Genomic DNA, 17,326 nt, shown 5'->3' on the forward strand with positions numbered 1-17,326 from the left:
CCGCGTGGTGCCGCGCCCGCTTCTCCCGGCCGCGCGGGCCCCGTCCCCCGGCCGGCTTCGGCGCGCCGCCTGCCCCTACTCCCTCAAGACCGCCCTGCTCCCGCTACGCGTCCCGACGGGCTGGAACGTCGGGCCCGGGCCCCTGCCCGGCGGTGGGTTGCGGGCGGCGCTTCGACACGGTCGGACTGATCTGAGGTGGAGGAGTCGCCTGGGGATTGTGGCCGGTTCCGGCTCTCAGTGTGCGGTGCGCTGTCGACAGCAGCGGGTGACTGTGTGGATGCTGCTTGTCGTTGTCATATGCGGAATCCGATCGGCCAGAGGGCGACGCAGCGGGCCGTCCCGCACGACCGCAGCGCACAACCGCAGCGCACAACCGCAGCGTACGGGAACGGCCTGTCCGACCGAACGTCAGCGAAAGGACCATCCCATGGACGCCACCACGCTCATCGCACGGAACGACTACCGGCTCTTCAAGCAGGGACGCCTGGCTGTCATCGACACCCAGAAGAGCAACGCCGTCACCTTCGACGGGAAGCTCGCCGACCACGGCACCTATCGCAACATCCCCGAGGACTTCAAGCTGGGCATCGACGCCGCCACGTTCTTCGGCTACAGCGACTACCGCCTGTTCCGCGGCGACCAGCTCGTGGTCATCGACACCGAGAACGGCAACCAGATCAGCTACCAGGGCGCCATCGCGGGCCACGGCACCTATCGCAACATCCCCGAGGACTTCAAGCGGGGCATCGACGCCACCACGCTCATCGGACGGAACGACTACCGGCTCTTCAAGGGCGACCAACTGGTCGTCATCGACACCGAGAACGGCAACCGGGTCACCTACTACGGCCCCATCGCCGACCACGGCACCTACAGCAACATCCCGGCGGACTTCAGGCAGGGCATCGACGCGGCCACGTTCTTCGGTTACAGCGACTACCGCCTGTTCCGCGGCGACCAGCTCGTGGTCATCGACACCCAGAACGGCAACTCGCTGTCCTACCAGGGCGCCATCGCCGACCACGGCACCTACCAGAACCTGTCGTCGTTCTGGACCAGCTGACCGCACCGGCCCTGAGCCCGGGCCAGGCACGCCTGACGGGCGGCGTCGGCACTTGTCGTGCCGGCGCCGCCGCTCACGGGGTGCGCGGCGTACGGGCTGCAGGCCTCGCCTCGCCTCGGCTCGGTCCGCCGGGTGGCGCCGCCGCGCCCGGCTACCGCCGTCGGTCCGTCAGCGCCTCGGACGACGCGTCCCACGGGTGCGGCACCGGTGGGAGGGACGAGGATGCGTCCGCCCCGTCCTGCTGGAGCGAGACCGTGCGCGTGGGCGCGGGGATCGAGATGCCCTCCGTCCGGTACCGGCGGTGCAGGCGCTTGATGAACTCGTGCTTGATCCGGTACTGGTCGCTGAACTCGCCGACGCCCAGGATGACCGTGAAGTTGATCCTGGAGTCCGCGAAGGTGTGGAAGCGGACGGCGGCCGCGTGGTCGGGCACGCCGCCGCTGATGTCGGCCATCACGCTGTCGACGACGTCGAGGGTGACCCGCTCCACGTGCTCCAGGTCGCTGTCGTAGCCGACCCCGACCTGGACCAGGATCGACAGCTTCTGCTCGGGCTGGGAGTAGTTCGTCATGTTCGTCCGCGCCAGGCGGCCGTTGGGGATGATCACCAGATTGTTCGACAGGTTGCGCACCACGCTGTTGCGCCAGTTGATGTCGACGACGTACCCCTCCTCCCCGCTGGTGAGCCGGATGTAGTCACCCGGCTGGACCGTCTTCGAGGCGAGGATGTGCACACCCGCGAAGAGGTTGGCGAGGGTGTCCTGCAACGCCAGCGCGACGGCGAGACCACCCACGCCGAGGGCGGTGACCAGCGGGGCGATGGACACCCCGAGGGTCTCCAGGGCCACGAGAACGCCCATCGACAGCACCACGATCCGGGTGATGTTGACGAAGATCGACGCGGACGCCGCGACACCGGTCCGGGACGCGGCCACCGACTGCACCAGCCCGGCCACGACCCGGGCCGCGCTGAACGTCGCGATGACGATGAGCACGGCCGTCAGCGACTGGTCGACCAGCCCCCCGACCCGCGCGGTGAGCGGCAGGGCCGAAGCGGCCACCGCGACCCCGGCGATCACGGCCGCCCAGGGGACGATGGTGCGCAGTGCGTCGACGATGATGTCGTCCCCGCTCCACTTCGTCCTGCTCGCGTGCTTGCCCAGCCACTTCATCAGGGCCCGTAGCACCAGGCCGGCGACACAGCCGGAGGTCAGCGCGATGCCGGCCACCACCCAGTCGTGCAGGACCAGGTCCCGGGTCACCGTCCCGCCCCCGCGGCGTGGAGGTCGATGGAACGGGCCGTCGCCGGCCGCTGTATGTGCTGTTTGGTCACCTTGTCGCCTGTCGGGTCGTGTTGTGCGCAGCCACGTCGGAACGGATGTGCGCATTCCGAACGGACTGCCATCCTGCCCCATGGCCCGGCCGCCACCACAGCCGGACCTCGGCGTTCCGTCCGCTCGGCAGGCAGGCCGTCACCTTCCGGTGAGGAGCACGCCGGTGGCGGCCGGCCCGATGATCGGCGTCAGTCTCGGTCGGCCGGCGAGCGCCCGGCCGTGCCGGCGGTCAGCCGCCAGAGCCCGGCCACCTCGTAGTAGACGCCGTTCACCACTTGCAACAGCACCAGCGTGACCGGCCAGAGCAGCGCACCGAGGCCGGGCACCACGTCCACCGGCAGGGTGTAGGCCATCACGACCCGCACGGCGGCGTCGAGCAGCATCGCCACACCCCAGATCGCCGTCGAGACCCGCCAGATCCGGCGGAACGCCGGCTCGCGGTCCCACAGCACGTCCCAGGAGGTTCCGTCGGAGCGGAACCGACCCTCCAGCAGGGGGCGGCCGCCGTGGAAGAGCAGCGGGCGCCTGGCCCTGATCGAGACCAGGAACCAGAGCCCGGCCACGGCGGTCAGCCAACCGTCCTTGGCCAGCAGGAACCGGGGGCTGCCGCTGACCAGCGCGGCTGCAACGCCGAGCAGCATGGTTCCGGCGATGAAACCCGCCATGCCCTCCAGGCTGCGGGTGCGCAGCCACTGCACCGCCGTGGTGAGCGCGGGCAGGAAGGCGCCCGCCAGCAGCGCGACGAAGACACTGACGCCGGCGGCGCGCAGGCCGTAGTACAAGGCGATCGGGACGACGACGTCCCACGCGACACCGAGCAGCAGACGTCGGCCGCTCGGCCGCGGCGGCGTCTCGGGGGCCGTCACCGCCGGCACCTCCTGGGTGTCATGGTGTCCTCCGGGTCGAGAGAAGGGCCAGGATGGTGATCTCACGGACACAGCCGTCCACGCTCAGGCGAGGCGGTTGCGTTCCTCGCAGCTCCAGAGGCTCACGGGAGTTCACGGGGTCCGGATCGAACGCCACACGAGCGACCGTGATCCCGGCGCCCGCGGACCCGACCCGACCCGCCGAATGCGGGTTACCCGGGCTACGGGGTCGAGATCGCTCATGCCCGCACATCCTTGCGCTGCCACGACGCCCACGCAACAGCCCTCGACTCGAACTCAGTAGCAGGACCAGGCGATCTGACAGCCGTGAGGCGTCCAGATCCCTTCCACCCCGGGCACCTCGAAAGGGCGAGGAGGGAACACCTCGATGCTGCCCCGGCCGGACCACCAAGCGGTGCCCCGGGGCGGGGCTCTCGATGGCGTCGTATATGGGAAGCGGCAAGTCGGTCGGCTCCGGCAGGATGACGGGGGTGAACTTCTTCTTCCGCCGTCAACAGGCCCTCTCGCAGCCTTCACCGGGTACGGACTCCTTGGAGCGTGTGCGGCTGGCGGTGTCCGGGGCACGGGCTCAGGAACAAGGTGCACTTGAGGAGTTGACCGCTGCGCTGCTCGCGGTCGGCTCGGCCGGACATCCCGAGGATTCGCTCGAAGCGCTGCGCGTGCTGACGGAGCGTCCGGCTCTGCTGCTGCGCCTGGATGCCTTCATACGCCGAGAGTCGTGGTATTCGACGGGCCGCCAGGCCCCCTCGCTCACCGAGACCGACCCGGTCGCGCTCGCCCTGGCGGCCTCGCACGCTGACGGCCGCGTTCGTGAGCGCGTGGTACGGCGGATGCTGAGCCGGCCGCACCCCGAGATGATGCCGTTCCTCGTCCTGCGGACCAGCGATTGGGTCAGGCAGGTTCGGGAGTCGGCGTGCGCGGGTCTGGCCGTGCTGCTCCATGAGAATCCCCTGTCGGCCACCGCGGCGACCGTGCGTACGGCTCTGCTGGTCAACCGGCGCCGGCGCGGCGCCTTCGCCCACGGTCAACTCCGCGCGTCGCTGCTGGCCGAGTCGGGCACGGCCCTGTCCGGACGGCTTCTCACGGCCCCCGAGCCGATGGTGCGTCGCTTCGTGCTCGACACTGCCACGCACCGCCTCGGGCTTCGTGACCTCGCCGTCCTCGCCGAGAGTGACCCCGACCGGCAGGTCAGGGCCCGGGCCGCCGAGGCCGCTGCCCGGCAGGCGGTGTGGACCGACCAGGTCGAGCTGCTGCGCCGTCTGGCCCGCAGCCGTCACGCCGAGGTACGGATCACCGCCCTCACAGGGCTGATGCGTACCGGTTCCCCCAAGGACGTGGTGCCGTTCCTCGACGACTCGTCCGCGTTGGTACGGGCCCTGGCGCGGGAGGCGGCACGCCGCACCGGTACGGATTCACCGGCGTACTACCGCGCGGCCGTCCAGGCGGCCGAGCCGCAGGTCGGGGCGATCGGAGGGCTCGCCGAGACCGGTAGCCGCTCTGACGGCCCGCTGCTCACCCCCCTCCTGGACAACCCGGCCCCTCAGGTTCGCGTCCATGCGCTGCGCGCCCTGCGGAGCCTGGACGCGGTGTCCGTCCCCCAGGTCACGGTGCTGCTTCGGGACGGCTCCACCGCTGTGGTCAAGGAGGCCGCTGCCACCCTCGCCCCCAGTGCCACCCAGCTGCCCCCCGACCTGCTGTGGGACATGCTCGCCGACCCGCAGCGGCCGGCGGTGCGACGGGCCGGCTACCGGTTGCTGAACCGGCGGGACCGACTCACCGCACTGCGCGCCGCCCTCCTCGTGAGCGGCGATCCCGACCCCCGACTCGCCGCCCGGGGCAAGACCGACGCCACCACGCAGATCCGCGCTCTGGCCCCGCACCCCTGGCTCACCCGCCCGGTCCCGTCCCTCGACGCCGGCCCCGCAGAGGCCGCCGAACTGCTCGCCCTGGCGGAGCAGCGCCGTACCGAGATCACCGAGGGCGTGGTCCAACTGCTGCGTGACGTAATCCGCCTGGTACCTGGCAGTCGGTAGCCGAGAGGGGCGGGCGCGCACCGGGCGGCGACTCGCTGCGCGGACCGCGAGAAGCCCCGCGGGCTGTCGCGAGCTGCAGGGTGCCAGGCGTGGGGCGCCACGAGGGCGCCCCACGCACGCCGGTTCCTGCCGTGCCTAGGACGATTCCAGGTCGGCCCGGTCCATCTGGCCGTGGAAGGGCTCGACCTGGCCGAGGGGGGCACAGACGTCCGGCTTGCCGTCGCTCTGCTGGAGGCAGAACTGGGCGGCCGAGAAGTCGGTGCCCTCCGGGACGAACTGCCAGACGTACTTGTAGTAGCTGGTGTTGGCGTCCAACGTGCCGAACCAGTCGGGCACGCTGTTCATGTGGGTGCCGTCCAGGACGTCGCTCTCCGGGAGGGCGCGTGCCCCGCCCTCGGTGTGCCAGCAGTCGGGGACCGGCCCGCAGGCCGGGTACTTGACGGCCATGATGATGTGGTTCGGGGCCTTGCTCGTCCGGTCGATCGGGTCCGAGGCGACCTTGAGGCGGACCAGCAGGGTGGTCCTGCCGAGGGGCGGGGCGATCCCGGGCAGCGAGGCGCTGGTGGCGGCGCTGACCACCTGGGCGGTGAACCCGGTTTCGCCGAACACCCCGTGCATCACCGGCCCGCGCCCGGCGAGCCCCCCGGCCCGGCTGGAGGACGGTGCCACCGGGGGCGGCACGGCCGCGCCGCCGCCACCCCCGACACCCCCGGTACCGCCCGACGGTGTTGTGCCGGAGCTGCTGCAGGCCGCGCCGAGTGCGGCGACGGTGGCAACGGCCAGGCATCTGGCCAGGGTACGGCGAACCCTCATACATCCCCCCGATGTCAGTGGCAGCCGGTGGCTGCCGGCGCGGGTGAGTGATCCCGCACCTGCGCACTGGTCTACCACACGGAGGTCCATCGGTCGCGCCCCCGCCCGCCGTGCAACGTGTGTCAGGGGGCGAAGCGGCCGAGGCGGCGAGCCGCCCGGCGGGTCCGGTGCTGCGACGCTGGGGTCCTGCTCTCGGGTCCTGTTCTGAACGCTGGGCCGGGTGCCGAGGTCGCGGCGCCTGCAGGCAAGGTCGGGTGAGGACCCTGCTGTTGAGGACGGTCCCTGTCCCGTGACCGGCGGACGGACACACGATCGCTGTCTGTGGGCTGCGTCCGTGCCGTGCGGCCAGGCTGCGGTGGGCTTACCAGGCGCGGGGCAGGCCGGTAGGTTGCTCGCCATGGCACTGGCACAGGTGGTCCTCGGATCGGGACGGTCGGTCAAGCTCTCCAGCCTCCGTATGGCGGAGACCTACGACGGACTGCTGATGGGGTACCCGACCCGAGAGATGAACGACGCGATCGTGGCGGGCGCGGTCAAGCAAGCGGAGAAGGACTACCCGTCACCTCCTGTGCACCTGGTGGAGCCGCCTCGGGTGCCGCGTGAGCTCCGACGGGCAACCTTCGGCCCGATGGAGGAGCTCCCCCACGTCCTGTGCACGGGGCTCTTCACCTCCGAACCGGTGGACCCGGAGTTGGATTCCGTCCTCCACTTCTCCCGACTCGTCGTGGTGTGGTTCCAGTCCGATGCCGACCTGCCGTCACTTGGCCGGACGGCTCCCGGGCTGTGCGATGTCCCATGGGCCGAGAAGGCGGAGGACCTGGAACTCTAGAGCCGCACCCCGGCGCTGGCACCCAGCGCCTCGCCCTGCCCGGTGACGCTCGATCCGTGCAGGTCTGCTCCTCGATCAGTTACCGGGCTTCACCCGCAGGGGGGCCAGGGAGTCCAGCACACGCTTCGCCATGGCCTCCGGCAGCGGGCCGTACATGAGGTTCTCGCCGGCGGCCTGGCCCGTCGTGCTCAGTCCGTGGGCCAGGAAGTTCGTCAGGACGGCGGTGCCGGCGAAGGCGCGGTCGGCCCCGCCGTGGTCGCAGAAGCCGATGTAGCCGACGTCGACGATGGGGTAGCTGCCCGAGCCGGGCTTCGTGTAGTCGATCGTGACCGTCACGTTGGTGCCCGTGCCCTGCACCGAGCCCCCGGCGGCCATCAACCCGGCGGAGCGGGGGGTGAGTTCCACCGCCTGGGAGCCGCCGGACTTCACCTTGGCCTTCTGGAGGGCGCCGGCGTCCGGGAGCGGCACGAAGGACATCGACCACTGGCCCCCGGCGACGTAGGCGGGCAGGTCGGACGCGTTCGTGCCGGACGCGGGGCGCGACTTGTCGGGCCACGCCCGGCCGGGCTGGTACGGGAAGTCGGCGGGCGCAGCCTTGGCGAGGTACTGGGTGAAGATGGCGGTGGCCGCCGACTCGTTGCTCGGGATCCGCACGTCGATCGGCGAGTCCGGCAGGTTCCAGATCGAGTTGAGGGCCTTGATCGCCGGGTCGTTCCACTTGGTGATCTTGCCGGTGAAGATCTTGGCGAGCGTCGGGGCGTCGAACTCCAGCCCCTTCAACCCGGGCGCGTTGTAGACCACGGCGATCGGCAGCACGGTGACCGGGATCTGGGAGGCGTAGCCGGTGGGGCAGTGGCGGCCGACGACGGCCCGCTGATCGGCCGTCATCGGGGAGTCCAGGGCGACGCCGTCGGACTTGAAGGTCGCGTACTGGTCCATCACGGTGCCGCTCGCGGGGCCGTTGAAGGTGATCGCGGCACCCGGGCACTCCTTGGCGTAGTCCGCCTGCCACTGCTTGACGAGGGCGACCTGCAGACCGTCCGCGCCGACCGCCTGCTTGCCGTCGGGGCCGCAGGCGGAGGCGGCGGTCGGACCCGTCGCCGTCACCGAGGAGGACGGGCCGGGGTTCGAGCCGTGGGACCCGGGCTCGTCCGGGACGCGGTTCTGCCAGGCGAGGAAGCCCAGGGTGCCCGCCGTGGCAACGACCACCGCGGACACCGCCGAGCCGATCAGCACACCCTTGCGCCTCCGCGGGCGCGGGGCGGCGTCGGCGAGGGACGGGCGGGTGGAGGGGGTTGCCAGGTAGGAGGGAGCCGCCATGTACGAGGGGACGGCCGGTGGGACCGGGCCCGTCGGCGCTGCGGCCCCGGCGGGCAGAGCGGTCGGCGGCGTGGCGGGCGGCGCGGTCACCGGAACCGGCGGAGCCACCGCCGCGGGCGGAGCGGCCAGGATCGTCGGCGTCGGCGTCACCGGACCCGCGGCCGTCGGCGTCGGCGTCACCGGACCCGCGGCCGTCGGCGTCGGCGTCACCGGACCCGCGGCCGTCGGCGTCGGCGTCGCCGAGCCCGCGGCCGTCGGCGTCACCAGCCCGGTCCGAAACTGAACCGTCCGTTCCCGCTCAACCTGCGCGGCAAGCCCCAACAGCCGCTCCACCGTGGGACGTTGCTCCGGGTCCTTCGTCAGGCAGGCAACGACCAGCGGACGCAGCTCCGCCGCGAGCCCGGTCAGGTCCGGCTCCTCGTACACCACCCGGAACCCCACCGCATGCGAGGAGTCCGCGCCGAACGGCCCGCGCCCGGTGGCCGCGAAGGCGAGCACCGAGCCCAGCGCGAACACGTCGGTGGCCGCCGTCGCCGTACCGCTGCGGTACTGCTCGGGCGCCATGAACGGCGGGGTGCCGACGGCCACTCCGGTGCTGGTCAGCTGGGTCTCGCCGGCCGCCTTGGCGATGCCGAAGTCGATGACGCGCGGGCCGTCCTCGGCGAGCAGCACGTTGCCGGGCTTGAGGTCGCGGTGAACCAGCCCGACGCGGTGGATCTCCCGTAGCGCCTCGGCGAGCCCGGCGGCCAGCCTGCGCACCTCGGGCGGGGTCAACGGGCCCTGGTCGGCGACCCGTTCTCCCAGCGAGGGACCGGCGATGAAGAGCGTCGCCAGCCAGGGCGCCGGCGCGTCGGCGTCCGCGTCGAGCACGGGTGCGGTGAACGCCCCGCTGACCTTGCGCGCGGCCGTGACCTCCTGCCGGAACCGGGCCCGGAACTCGGCGTCCGCGGCCAGCTCGGGCCGGATCACCTTCACCGCCACCTGGCGCCCGGACACCGACCGGGCGCGGTACACCACACCCATCCCGCCCGCGCCGAGCCTGCCCTCCAGGAGGTACCCGCCGATCTCTCGCGGATCGTTCTCCAGCAAGGTCACGTTCCGACCCCTCCCCCAGGCATGAGCGGCCACCCGGCCGACCGGCCCAGCCTAGTGGGGCACCCGTTCACGAACCGACGGCGGCCCTCGGAAACCGCAGGTCCATCCGCTGCTCGACCCCGTCGAGGCCGAACTTCCTCGCCGCTGGGTGCCGGTGGCGCGTCATGCCTCGACCGGTGCGGCCGACCTGGCGGCCTGCTCGATCTTCGCGCAGTAGGCTGCCCGGGCTTCCGCGTCGATCTGCTTCTCGTGTTCGGCGCGCAACCCGGTCCGGCCGTCGAGGCCCTCGCGCAGGATGTCGGCGTGCCCGGCGTGCCGGACGGACTCGCTGAGGACATGGACCATGACGGCGAACAGGTTGGTGTTCGGATATGGCTCCGACCACCACGGCACGTGGCCGGGGGCGTCGAGGGGAAGCTCGTTGATCGTCGCGTCCGAGTGTTCCCATGTGCGCCGGTAGAACCCGATGATCTGATCGCGGGTCTCGTCCTCGGTCGCCCACAGATCGCTGCCCGCGGCGTGGTCCTGCCACCGGGGCAGCGGTTCCGGGGACGGGCGGTCGAAGACCTCGCCGAAGTACCTGGCCTCGACGGTGGCCACGTGTTTCACCAGGCCGAGGAGGTTGGTCCCGGTCGCTGTCAAAGGCCGGCGGGCGTCGTATTCGGACAGGCCGTCGAGTTTCCAGAGCAGCGCCGTGCGGTCCCGCCGCAGTCTCCCGTGCAGGTTGTCCTTCGCGAACTCATCGATCATGCGGCATGAGCCTGCCACGGGCTGCTCGTGCTCTCAAGATCCCGTACGTGGCAGTGCGCATGCGGGCTCCTGCGCAGGCCCACGGCAGGGCCGCTCAGTGCGTCGGCGCCGGTCGCCGCCGGGCGGGCAGGACGCGGTTGCGCAGCGGCAGCAGCCCGGCGAGTTCGGCGCTGGGCTCGACGCCCAGCTGCTCACGCAGGGTGGCTCATCCGGGCGGAGAGGGTCTCCAGGGCGTGCAGCCGGACCTGCCGGACCCGCTCCCGCAGGACCTGGAGCCGGCTCTTGGTGGGGTCGGCGTTGTCGGGGACCACCCGCACGACGGCCTGGGACCAGACGGCCTTGTTCGCCACGGCCGTTCGCAGGGCCGACTGGAAGGCGGTGGCCAGCGTCTCGACGGAGTCGGGCTTGCCGGGGAAGGTGATCGGCCTCGGGGGGAGCCCCTGGATCGTCACCGTGACACCCAGGGTGTTCGTGTGGGGAAGCGTCGTCAGTTCGACCACGGCGGAGGAGACCAGCCCCCCGGCGGCGGGCTGCGAGGGAGTGTTCGCTCCCGTCACGGGGCCCACGGTGACCAGACGGAGGCCGCGTTGACGGCCGTCGTGAGGTAGAGGGGGTCGTCCGTCTTGGTGCTGTCGGCGGTCAACCCCCGGTAGGTCTCCTGCCGCAGGACGGTCGGGTTGCCGGCGTCACCGCCCAGCAGGCTGATCACCAGGTCGAACCGGGCGGGGTCGGTCGCGACGAGGACCTGGACGCGCAGCGCGTTCTCCCACGTCCCCTCGTCCTCGACGTACACGCCCGGGAACGTGGGTGCGGTGGGCATGGGCGCTCCTTTCGTCAGTGGATCCCCCGCAGTCTCGCGACGGCCTGTCACCGCGCCGTCCGATCCGGCGTCACAGTGGCGTCACATCGGCCCGGTTCACCCGGATGCCACATCCGGGACGCCACCCACGCAGGCTTCCTCGGCCTCGCCACCTGCTGCGTGGTCGCGGGCAAGGCGGTGGTACTGCGTGCCCCCGGGACGGCCAGGTCGATCGAATCCGAGCTGCATGATCAACAACTCGATCGTGAAGGGCAAGGGGGGAAGTGCGGACCGGGCGCGACCAGAGCCTGGCGCGAAACTCCGGGCGGCCGGTTGCCTTGCGTGAGCAACTCGCCCCACACGTGGCGGGGGCGGGGCCGTTCCCGTCCCTGACGCATCAGGCCCAGCGTGCGTGCGTCCAAGCGTCGCCCTGATTTCAGACTCGTCGGTCGCCGGAGTCCCCGTCGGGTCTGACGGTTCGATGCGAAACCATCCTGAAGGTTATTTCACGGAGCGTCACGACGGACGTCTGGGCGGGACGGTATTTCCCTCGGGCCCAGGCCGGCAGATAACCGTCAGTATCAGGCGAATTCCGTGACATTCGTCCCGATCGGCCGGGCAGGTCACAGTGACTGCGGACGCGTATCTGGCCGTCGAGCGTCCACGGCGGCGCCCGGAGGAGGCAAGAACGGGTGCCCGTTGCGGCTTCGCCCCCGACGGGGCGGGTGGGTTCCGAAAAATGCCCGTGCAATGATCACCGCAATTGATACGCAATCAAATCCGGAATATCCTGAGAGGACTGAGGTGGGGCGGTTGCCGCACGACTCGACACCAACCGTCGCCGTCCACATGCTGGGGGCGTCCCATGCACAATCGGGCCCTGGCCGTGTGTTCCCACGGGCGCGGCAGTCTGCAGCTCTTCGTCGGTGCGCAGGCCAGGGGCCAGACAGCCAGGGGAGATGATCGCCATGAGTAGCCCGGTGAACCACATGTTTCCCGACACCGGCCAGTTCAGACTCGCGAATCAGGCCAGCACCGATGTGGTCCCCTTTGTGGTGGACAAGTCGAAAACACAATGGTTCCTGCAAGTGATAGCCATCGGGCCACCGTACGGCGGAAGGGCTCCCGATATCGAGATCCAGGTCGGCGGGGGGATGCTCACAATAATTCCGCAGAACGTAAAGGTGGCCATCCGCGATGTGGACGGGTTCCCGATCGCGAATGCGTCCTGGTCCCGGGACCTCTCTACCGATGTCTTCACGGTGAAATTGGAGATCGTCGGCGGCAGCTATGAGCACTGGAACGTGCGGATCACAAACACCGATCCTGAAGAGCTCGGCTTCGTCTGGACCTCGGCCGCCACCATCGAACAAGGAAAGAAACCGCGAATTCAGATGGATACCACGCTGAGAGTGGCAACCGTGCATGGCGCCGCGCCCGATCAGGTGGTACCCGTCTCCAACATCGGGCCAGGCGAGCTGACCTTCGCCGAACCGGCCGATACGGACATGGGCGCCGGATTCGTCCTGAAAAGCTTCCCGAAGAGTATCGCCCCCAACGGCCGCGACCACCTCGAAATATCTGTCACTCCCGGCGACCCGTTCGCCGCCTCCGATGAGACCGCCGCTTACATCCTGAATTGCAATGACCCCGCGGACGAGGAGAAGACACTGCGGCTCGCACGTCAGCAGGCGAAGGAGGGGAAGGAGAGCAAGGACAAAGAGGGCTACAAGGAACACAAGGATTTCACCAAGGCGGAGATAGACATATCCGTCCGCACGCCCTTCGATCTGGAGCGTCGGCACTTCATCCCGAGGGAGCAACGCCCCAACCTCACGGATGACGCCCTCGACAATGAGGACCCCGACGCGGGCCCGAGCACGTGGTAGGCCCGTCTGGCTCGTGGTCGTTCATTCCCCGGACGGTGTGCGTTCCTTCAACCGCCCCAGCGAGTCCACGTACTTGAGCATCAGGCGGGCGAACTCCAGGCGGTCGTGTTCGGCCCAGTCGGCGGTGATGTACTCGAACGCGGAGCGCTGGTGGCGGCGGAAGCGAGCCATCAGGGCGGTGCCGGCGGGGCTGAGGTGGAGGACGGTGCGGCGGCCGTCGTGCTGGGAGGCGGCGCGGAGCAGGTAGCCGGCTTTGATGTTGTCGGTGACCATCCGGCTCGCGACCGAGGGGTCGACGCCGAGGAGTCCGGCGAGTGCGCCGACCGTGATCTCCTTCTCGGAGTCGCGGGTGTGTTCCAGGACGAGGTTGAGCACCAGGGTGCGGCTCAGGTCCTTGGCCGAGATCGGGTTCTCGACCTCCAGGAGTGAGGTGCGGCGCAGTTTGCCGAATGCCGGGCCGACCGCGTCCAGCAGTTCCTCGGCCGTCGGCTCCTGCGGTGCCGGGGACTGCTGGGGGGCGTCGTTCGTCGTCATGTGCCCATCGTAGGGTCCGTGGGCACGTGAAGGCATGTGTTGACCAGAAATTACATGCATGCAAGCATGCATGTGTTGGCCGTTGAGCAATTCTGGTCGACGGTAGTCACCATCACGACACCCGGGGGTTCCCATGACCGTTCTCATCACCGGCGCTCGCGGCAAGATCGGCCGCGCTGTCCTCGGCCGGCTGCACGCCCAGGGCCTGCCCGTCCGTGCCGCGAGCGCCGAACCGGCCGAGCTGACCGTCCCGGCCGGTGTCGCCACCGTCGAGCTGGTCCTCGACCGGCCGCAGACCTTCTCGGCCGCACTCACCGGGGTGCGCCAGGTCTTCCTCTACCCCAACCCCGAGGGCATCGACGCCTTCATCGGGACCGCCCGGGCCGCCGGCGTCGAGCACATCGTCCTGCTCTCCTCCTCCTCGGTCCTGACGCCCGGCGCCGAGACCGACCCGCTCGCCGCCCACAACCTCCGCGTCGAGCGCGCCCTCGCCGCCTCCGGCATACCCACCACCTTCCTGCGCGCGGACGCCTTCGCCAGCAACGCACTCGGCTGGTCCCACCCCATCAGCCACGGCCTGCCCGTCCGGCTCGCCTACCCCGACGCCCACCTCGCGCCCGTTCATCCCGAAGACATCGCCGACATCGCCGTCGAAGCACTGACCGGCACCGCCCTCAAGGGCCGCACCCTCACCCTCACCGGCGGCCAGTCCCTCACCTTCCGCGAGCAACTCGCCGTGCTGTCCGAGGTCCTGGACCGCGACGTCACCGTCGAAACGATCACCCACGCCGAAGCCGAGCAGCAGATGAGCCGCTTCATGCCCGCCCGGATCGCCGGCTCGCTGCTCACCCTGTGGGCCGCCGCCTGCGTGGGCCCGGCACCGATCGGCGAGACCACCCGCACCCTGCTCGGCACACCCGAGCGCAGCTTCCACCAGTGGGTGACCGAGAACGCCGCCGCGTTCACCGCCCGCTGACCCGTCCCACCCGCCATTCCTGCAGGAGCGCCACCATGAAGCCCATCGGCTACTGGCTCAACCGCACCGACAAGGCCCTCACCGGCTACATGAACGGCATGCTCGCCGAGTTCGGCCTCACCCGTACCGCCTGGCAGGTCCTCAACGTCGTCGGCGCTGCCGCCACGGACACGCCCATCACCGACGACGACGTCCGCACCGCGCTCTCGGCCAACGCCGATGCTGCCACCCTGGCCGCTGCCGTCGACACCGTGCTCGCCGACGGCTGGACCACCCGTCCCGGACCCGGCCGGCTCGCCCTCACCTCCGACGGCGAGCACCGTCTCGCCGTTGTCGCGGAACGAGTCCACGCCTTCCGTGAGCTGTCCACCGTCGGCATCACACCCGACGAGTACCGCACCGCGGTCACCGTCCTCGAACGCATGACCCGCAACCTCGAAGACCACTGACCAGACCGGGGAGATCGTTGCAGCCGGCGCAACCCGGCGGCGTGATCGAAAGTCCCGTCCGCCGACTGCGTGTTGAACCACCTCGCCGAGACGTTCCGCGGTGCCGCGGTCGACGACGGCGGCCGGGCTGTCGCCGAACTCGTGCCGGAGCGGGGGCTGCTCCCGGCCGAGCGGCTCGCGGCCCCGAGGGCTGGTTCGGCTGCCGGGCTGCCGGGCCGCCGGGCCGCCTCCGGTGAGGCGCCGGCGACCGTCCTGCCGGTGCTCAGGCGGAAAAGCCGTTGCCCTGGAGCCGGTCAGGGCTGATAGACAGGGGCATGGACGACGAAATCATGCCCCCGGTCGAGCGGATGCTCGCGGAACGCGCCTGCGAGCGCATCATCGTGGACTTCATCCACCGCCTCGACCTCGGTGAACCGAGCTCGGTGGCCGAGCTGTTCACGCCTGACGGTGTCTGGTACTGGCCCTTCGGGGACCGGCGCATCGAGGGGCGCGAGGCCCTGCGCGCCTACTTCGCCTCCCGCCCGGCCGACAGGCTGTCCCGGCGCCTGATGACGAACATCCTGGTCACGGTGGAGTCCGAGGCGACAGCGCGGGCCGTCTCGTACCTGACGACATACCGGGTCGACGGCTACTCGGGTGGGATGATCGAGCCCCGGCTCCCGGCGAACGTCGGCCACTACGAGGACGTCTTCCGCAAGATCGACGGTGCTTGGTTCCTCGCCGGCCGCACTGTCTTCCTCCCCTTCGGCGGCGGAACCGAACGGCTTCCCGCCGCGGATGCCTCCAACGCCTGATGACCTCGCCTTGGGTCCGGCGGCCGAAGGAGGTTGCCGGCGGTCGCCGAGCCCTGATGATCGGTGAGGGCAGCCTGGGACGCGGGGCGAAGAGGGCCGACGGAGTGCTTTCGACGACGGTCGCGGTGAAGCCGTCCTCGGTGGCCGGGCGTGTGGTTTTCGGCCTCCCTGTGCGGACCAGGATGTCAACTCCTCTGCGTCGGGGAACACGGAGGTGGTGATCTGCCCGGTCAGCCAGCCGTGGAGGAACTCGGCCGCGCCGCTCCACCGGCCTGGCGGCCGTCTCTCGGCCGCTGCCCCGGGCTGCCGGGATTCCGCTCGAACGACCGATTTGTGATCACGGTTCGGTGACCTTCGGACCCCTGGGGGATCGATGGCCCGTTCCTGGTGTTCGAGGGCGGTAGATTTCCCCGGCACACTTTCTTGATCACCACGGGGGATTCACCATTTCCACTCAGTCTGCCGAGCTGCCCGACGCCACCGCGCCCGCGGAGACCGCCTCCGCGGCCCCGATCCAGGGGGAGCCCGGGTACGGCGAGGGACAGCTCACCTGCGCCGTCTGCGGCTCCGTCCCGGCTGTGAACGCCACGATCCGCGGGCACCAGGGCTTCGTCATCGTCATGCGCTACCTCAAGCGACGGGGCCCGTTCTGCCGCACCTGCGGCATCGCCACCCACCGGGAGATGACCTCCGACACCCTCTGGCAGGGCTGGTGGGGCATCCCGTCGATGATCGTCAATCCGATCGTCATGCTGTTCAACATCCCGCAGCGAATGAAGATCAACAAGCTGGCGGAGCCGGTGCCCGGAGCCCCCGGCACGCCGATGGACACCGGCAAGCCGGTCTACCTGCGGCCCACGATCGTCGGCCTGCTGATCCCGGCGGTCCTGATCACGCTGATCTTCGCCCTGTTGAAGGACGACCCCGAGTTCGCCAAGGCCGGCGACTGCATCCACAACAGCAGCCCGCTCGCCATGTCCGGCCTGAACGACAACAACCCGGACGTCAAGGTGGTCTCCTGCTCCGACCCGCAGGCGGACGCCCGCGTCGTGGGCCGGGCCGACAACACGACCGACGGTGAGACGGAGTGCCGCAAGTACCCCGACGCCGACAGCTACTTCACGTACAAGCGGGGGAGCGACAAGTACCTGCTGTGCCTGACGAGCCTCAAGCCGCGGCCGAAGCTGACCTTCCCCCCGGCGGGCTGACAGGGCTGACCACGCCCGTCACCCAGCGGCCGTAGCCTGGTGTTTGCCGTTGAACGAAGGGGGTCACGTGTCGGGTGATACAGCCGGAGCCGAGGCGGGGATGAAGGGGATCACGTTCCCTGCCTGGCACGGAAAGCACTACGTGACCCTGGCTGAACTGTTGGTCCGGCTCGGCAGCTTCGGTCTGGACCTGAAGTGGCGGGTCGAATGCGACGAGCTCGTCGATCCTCGCTGTGTCGAGATGGAGAGACGGTCCGCCGACGGCGGGATGGACACGTTGATGCTGTTGTCGCTGACGACGCCCTTCCTCCAACTGATCGACGCCGAAGCACGTGGCTTCGCCGAGGGCGAGCTGGTGGTCATCCTGGCCGAGGTGGACAGCTCGTTCTGGGACGTCCGGGCTGTCGACGAGCGCGTACTCGGCGAGCTCCGTCGCCGCTATCCGGGGGCAACGGCCCTCTGAGAGGGTGTTCGATACCGTTTTACGCTGCCGCGGGCGGTTTCGGGCGGAGGTATTGCCCGGTTCTGTCCGGGCTGGCGGTCAGGCGGCTGGT

The 17,326-nt window shown here is 70.3% G+C and carries 17 protein-coding genes; 9 read left to right on the forward strand and 8 right to left on the reverse strand.

Going from position 1 to position 17,326, the window contains the following annotated elements; genetic code table 11:
• Positions 1-427: 427 nt before the first annotated feature.
• Complete coding sequence (locus ABT048_RS27380; protein WP_350524166.1) at positions 428-1,063, forward strand: hypothetical protein; 636 nt, start codon at positions 428-430, stop codon at positions 1,061-1,063.
• A gap of 151 nt (positions 1,064-1,214) precedes the next feature.
• Here the strand turns inward: ABT048_RS27380 and ABT048_RS27385 are convergent, their stop codons facing one another.
• Positions 1,215-2,324, reverse strand: a complete 1,110-nt coding sequence (locus ABT048_RS27385; RefSeq protein ID WP_350524167.1) for a mechanosensitive ion channel family protein — start codon at positions 2,322-2,324, stop codon at positions 1,215-1,217.
• 260 nt (positions 2,325-2,584) lie between these two features.
• Complete coding sequence (locus ABT048_RS27390) at positions 2,585-3,262, reverse strand: VC0807 family protein (RefSeq protein WP_350524168.1); 678 nt, start codon at positions 3,260-3,262, stop codon at positions 2,585-2,587.
• A gap of 614 nt (positions 3,263-3,876) precedes the next feature.
• On the opposite strand from ABT048_RS27390, the gene ABT048_RS27395 reads away from it, so the two are divergent.
• Complete coding sequence (locus ABT048_RS27395) at positions 3,877-5,316, forward strand: HEAT repeat domain-containing protein (protein ID WP_350524169.1); 1,440 nt, start codon at positions 3,877-3,879, stop codon at positions 5,314-5,316.
• Between the two features lie 135 nt (positions 5,317-5,451).
• Here the strand turns inward: ABT048_RS27395 and ABT048_RS27400 are convergent, their stop codons facing one another.
• Entirely contained in the window at positions 5,452-6,129 is a 678-nt protein-coding gene (locus tag ABT048_RS27400; RefSeq protein WP_350524170.1) for a hypothetical protein, read from the reverse strand.
• 397 nt (positions 6,130-6,526) lie between these two features.
• On the opposite strand from ABT048_RS27400, the gene ABT048_RS27405 reads away from it, so the two are divergent.
• A complete protein-coding gene (locus ABT048_RS27405; RefSeq protein WP_350524171.1) occupies positions 6,527-6,958 on the forward strand; it encodes a hypothetical protein in 432 nt (143 codons plus the stop codon).
• A 75-nt stretch (positions 6,959-7,033) separates the two neighbouring features.
• On the opposite strand, the gene ABT048_RS27410 is transcribed toward ABT048_RS27405, so the two are convergent.
• The 4 genes from ABT048_RS27410 to ABT048_RS27425 form a co-directional block, all read right to left on the reverse strand.
• Entirely contained in the window at positions 7,034-9,373 is a 2,340-nt protein-coding gene (locus ABT048_RS27410) for a serine/threonine-protein kinase (RefSeq protein ID WP_350524172.1), read from the reverse strand.
• Between the two features lie 162 nt (positions 9,374-9,535).
• Entirely contained in the window at positions 9,536-10,123 is a 588-nt protein-coding gene (locus ABT048_RS27415; protein WP_350524173.1) for a DinB family protein, read from the reverse strand.
• A gap of 191 nt (positions 10,124-10,314) precedes the next feature.
• Complete coding sequence (locus ABT048_RS27420; protein ID WP_350524174.1) at positions 10,315-10,680, reverse strand: hypothetical protein; 366 nt, start codon at positions 10,678-10,680, stop codon at positions 10,315-10,317.
• Positions 10,677-10,943, reverse strand: a complete 267-nt coding sequence (locus tag ABT048_RS27425; RefSeq protein ID WP_350524175.1) for a hypothetical protein — start codon at positions 10,941-10,943, stop codon at positions 10,677-10,679. Before ABT048_RS27425 ends, ABT048_RS27420 begins: the two co-directional genes overlap by 4 nt.
• Before the next feature lie 938 nt (positions 10,944-11,881).
• Here ABT048_RS27425 and ABT048_RS27430 point away from each other — a divergent pair.
• The gene (locus ABT048_RS27430) at positions 11,882-12,811 is read left to right on the forward strand and encodes a hypothetical protein (protein ID WP_350524176.1); all 930 of its coding nucleotides are present in this window, start codon (positions 11,882-11,884) and stop codon (positions 12,809-12,811) included.
• 21 nt (positions 12,812-12,832) lie between these two features.
• On the opposite strand, the gene ABT048_RS27435 is transcribed toward ABT048_RS27430, so the two are convergent.
• Positions 12,833-13,345 (reverse strand): MarR family winged helix-turn-helix transcriptional regulator, encoded by a 513-nt coding sequence (locus ABT048_RS27435; protein ID WP_350524177.1) that lies wholly within the window; start codon positions 13,343-13,345, stop codon positions 12,833-12,835.
• 133 nt (positions 13,346-13,478) lie between these two features.
• Here ABT048_RS27435 and ABT048_RS27440 point away from each other — a divergent pair, with 133 nt between their 5' ends.
• The 5 genes from ABT048_RS27440 to ABT048_RS27460 all read left to right on the forward strand — a co-directional run bounded on the left by ABT048_RS27440 (position 13,479) and on the right by ABT048_RS27460 (position 17,235).
• Positions 13,479-14,321 carry an SDR family oxidoreductase gene (locus ABT048_RS27440; RefSeq protein WP_350524178.1) on the forward strand — a complete coding sequence of 281 codons (843 nt, stop codon included), beginning with the start codon at positions 13,479-13,481 and terminating at the stop codon, positions 14,319-14,321.
• Between the two features lie 35 nt (positions 14,322-14,356).
• Positions 14,357-14,770, forward strand: a complete 414-nt coding sequence (locus tag ABT048_RS27445) for a winged helix DNA-binding protein (protein WP_350524179.1) — start codon at positions 14,357-14,359, stop codon at positions 14,768-14,770.
• Between the two features lie 314 nt (positions 14,771-15,084).
• Positions 15,085-15,564 carry a nuclear transport factor 2 family protein gene (locus ABT048_RS27450; protein WP_350524180.1) on the forward strand — a complete coding sequence of 160 codons (480 nt, stop codon included), beginning with the start codon at positions 15,085-15,087 and terminating at the stop codon, positions 15,562-15,564.
• Between the two features lie 578 nt (positions 15,565-16,142).
• Complete coding sequence (locus tag ABT048_RS27455; protein ID WP_350524181.1) at positions 16,143-16,772, forward strand: LppU/SCO3897 family protein; 630 nt, start codon at positions 16,143-16,145, stop codon at positions 16,770-16,772.
• A 142-nt stretch (positions 16,773-16,914) separates the two neighbouring features.
• Positions 16,915-17,235: a hypothetical protein gene (locus tag ABT048_RS27460; protein WP_350524182.1), complete on the forward strand. Its 321-nt coding sequence runs from the start codon at positions 16,915-16,917 to the stop codon at positions 17,233-17,235.
• The last annotated feature ends 91 nt before the right edge of the window (positions 17,236-17,326 follow it).

Origin of the sequence: Kitasatospora sp. NPDC096140, from assembly GCF_040303045.1 — a bacterium.
Classification (GTDB): Bacteria; Actinomycetota; Actinomycetes; order Streptomycetales; family Streptomycetaceae; genus Kitasatospora.

Coding starts and splice junctions, on each gene's coding strand:
- ABT048_RS27415 (WP_350524173.1), bottom strand. CDS start 10,123: ATGATCGATGAGTTCGCGAAGGACAACCTGCACGGGAGACTGCGGCGG.
- ABT048_RS27440 (WP_350524178.1), top strand. CDS start 13,479: ATGACCGTTCTCATCACCGGCGCTCGCGGCAAGATCGGCCGCGCTGTC.
- ABT048_RS27400 (WP_350524170.1), bottom strand. CDS start 6,129: ATGAGGGTTCGCCGTACCCTGGCCAGATGCCTGGCCGTTGCCACCGTC.
- ABT048_RS27380 (WP_350524166.1), top strand. CDS start 428: ATGGACGCCACCACGCTCATCGCACGGAACGACTACCGGCTCTTCAAG.
- ABT048_RS27445 (WP_350524179.1), top strand. CDS start 14,357: ATGAAGCCCATCGGCTACTGGCTCAACCGCACCGACAAGGCCCTCACC.
- ABT048_RS27430 (WP_350524176.1), top strand. CDS start 11,882: ATGATCGCCATGAGTAGCCCGGTGAACCACATGTTTCCCGACACCGGC.
- ABT048_RS27435 (WP_350524177.1), bottom strand. CDS start 13,345: ATGACGACGAACGACGCCCCCCAGCAGTCCCCGGCACCGCAGGAGCCG.
- ABT048_RS27450 (WP_350524180.1), top strand. CDS start 15,085: ATGGACGACGAAATCATGCCCCCGGTCGAGCGGATGCTCGCGGAACGC.
- ABT048_RS27425 (WP_350524175.1), bottom strand. CDS start 10,943: ATGCCCACCGCACCCACGTTCCCGGGCGTGTACGTCGAGGACGAGGGG.
- ABT048_RS27405 (WP_350524171.1), top strand. CDS start 6,527: ATGGCACTGGCACAGGTGGTCCTCGGATCGGGACGGTCGGTCAAGCTC.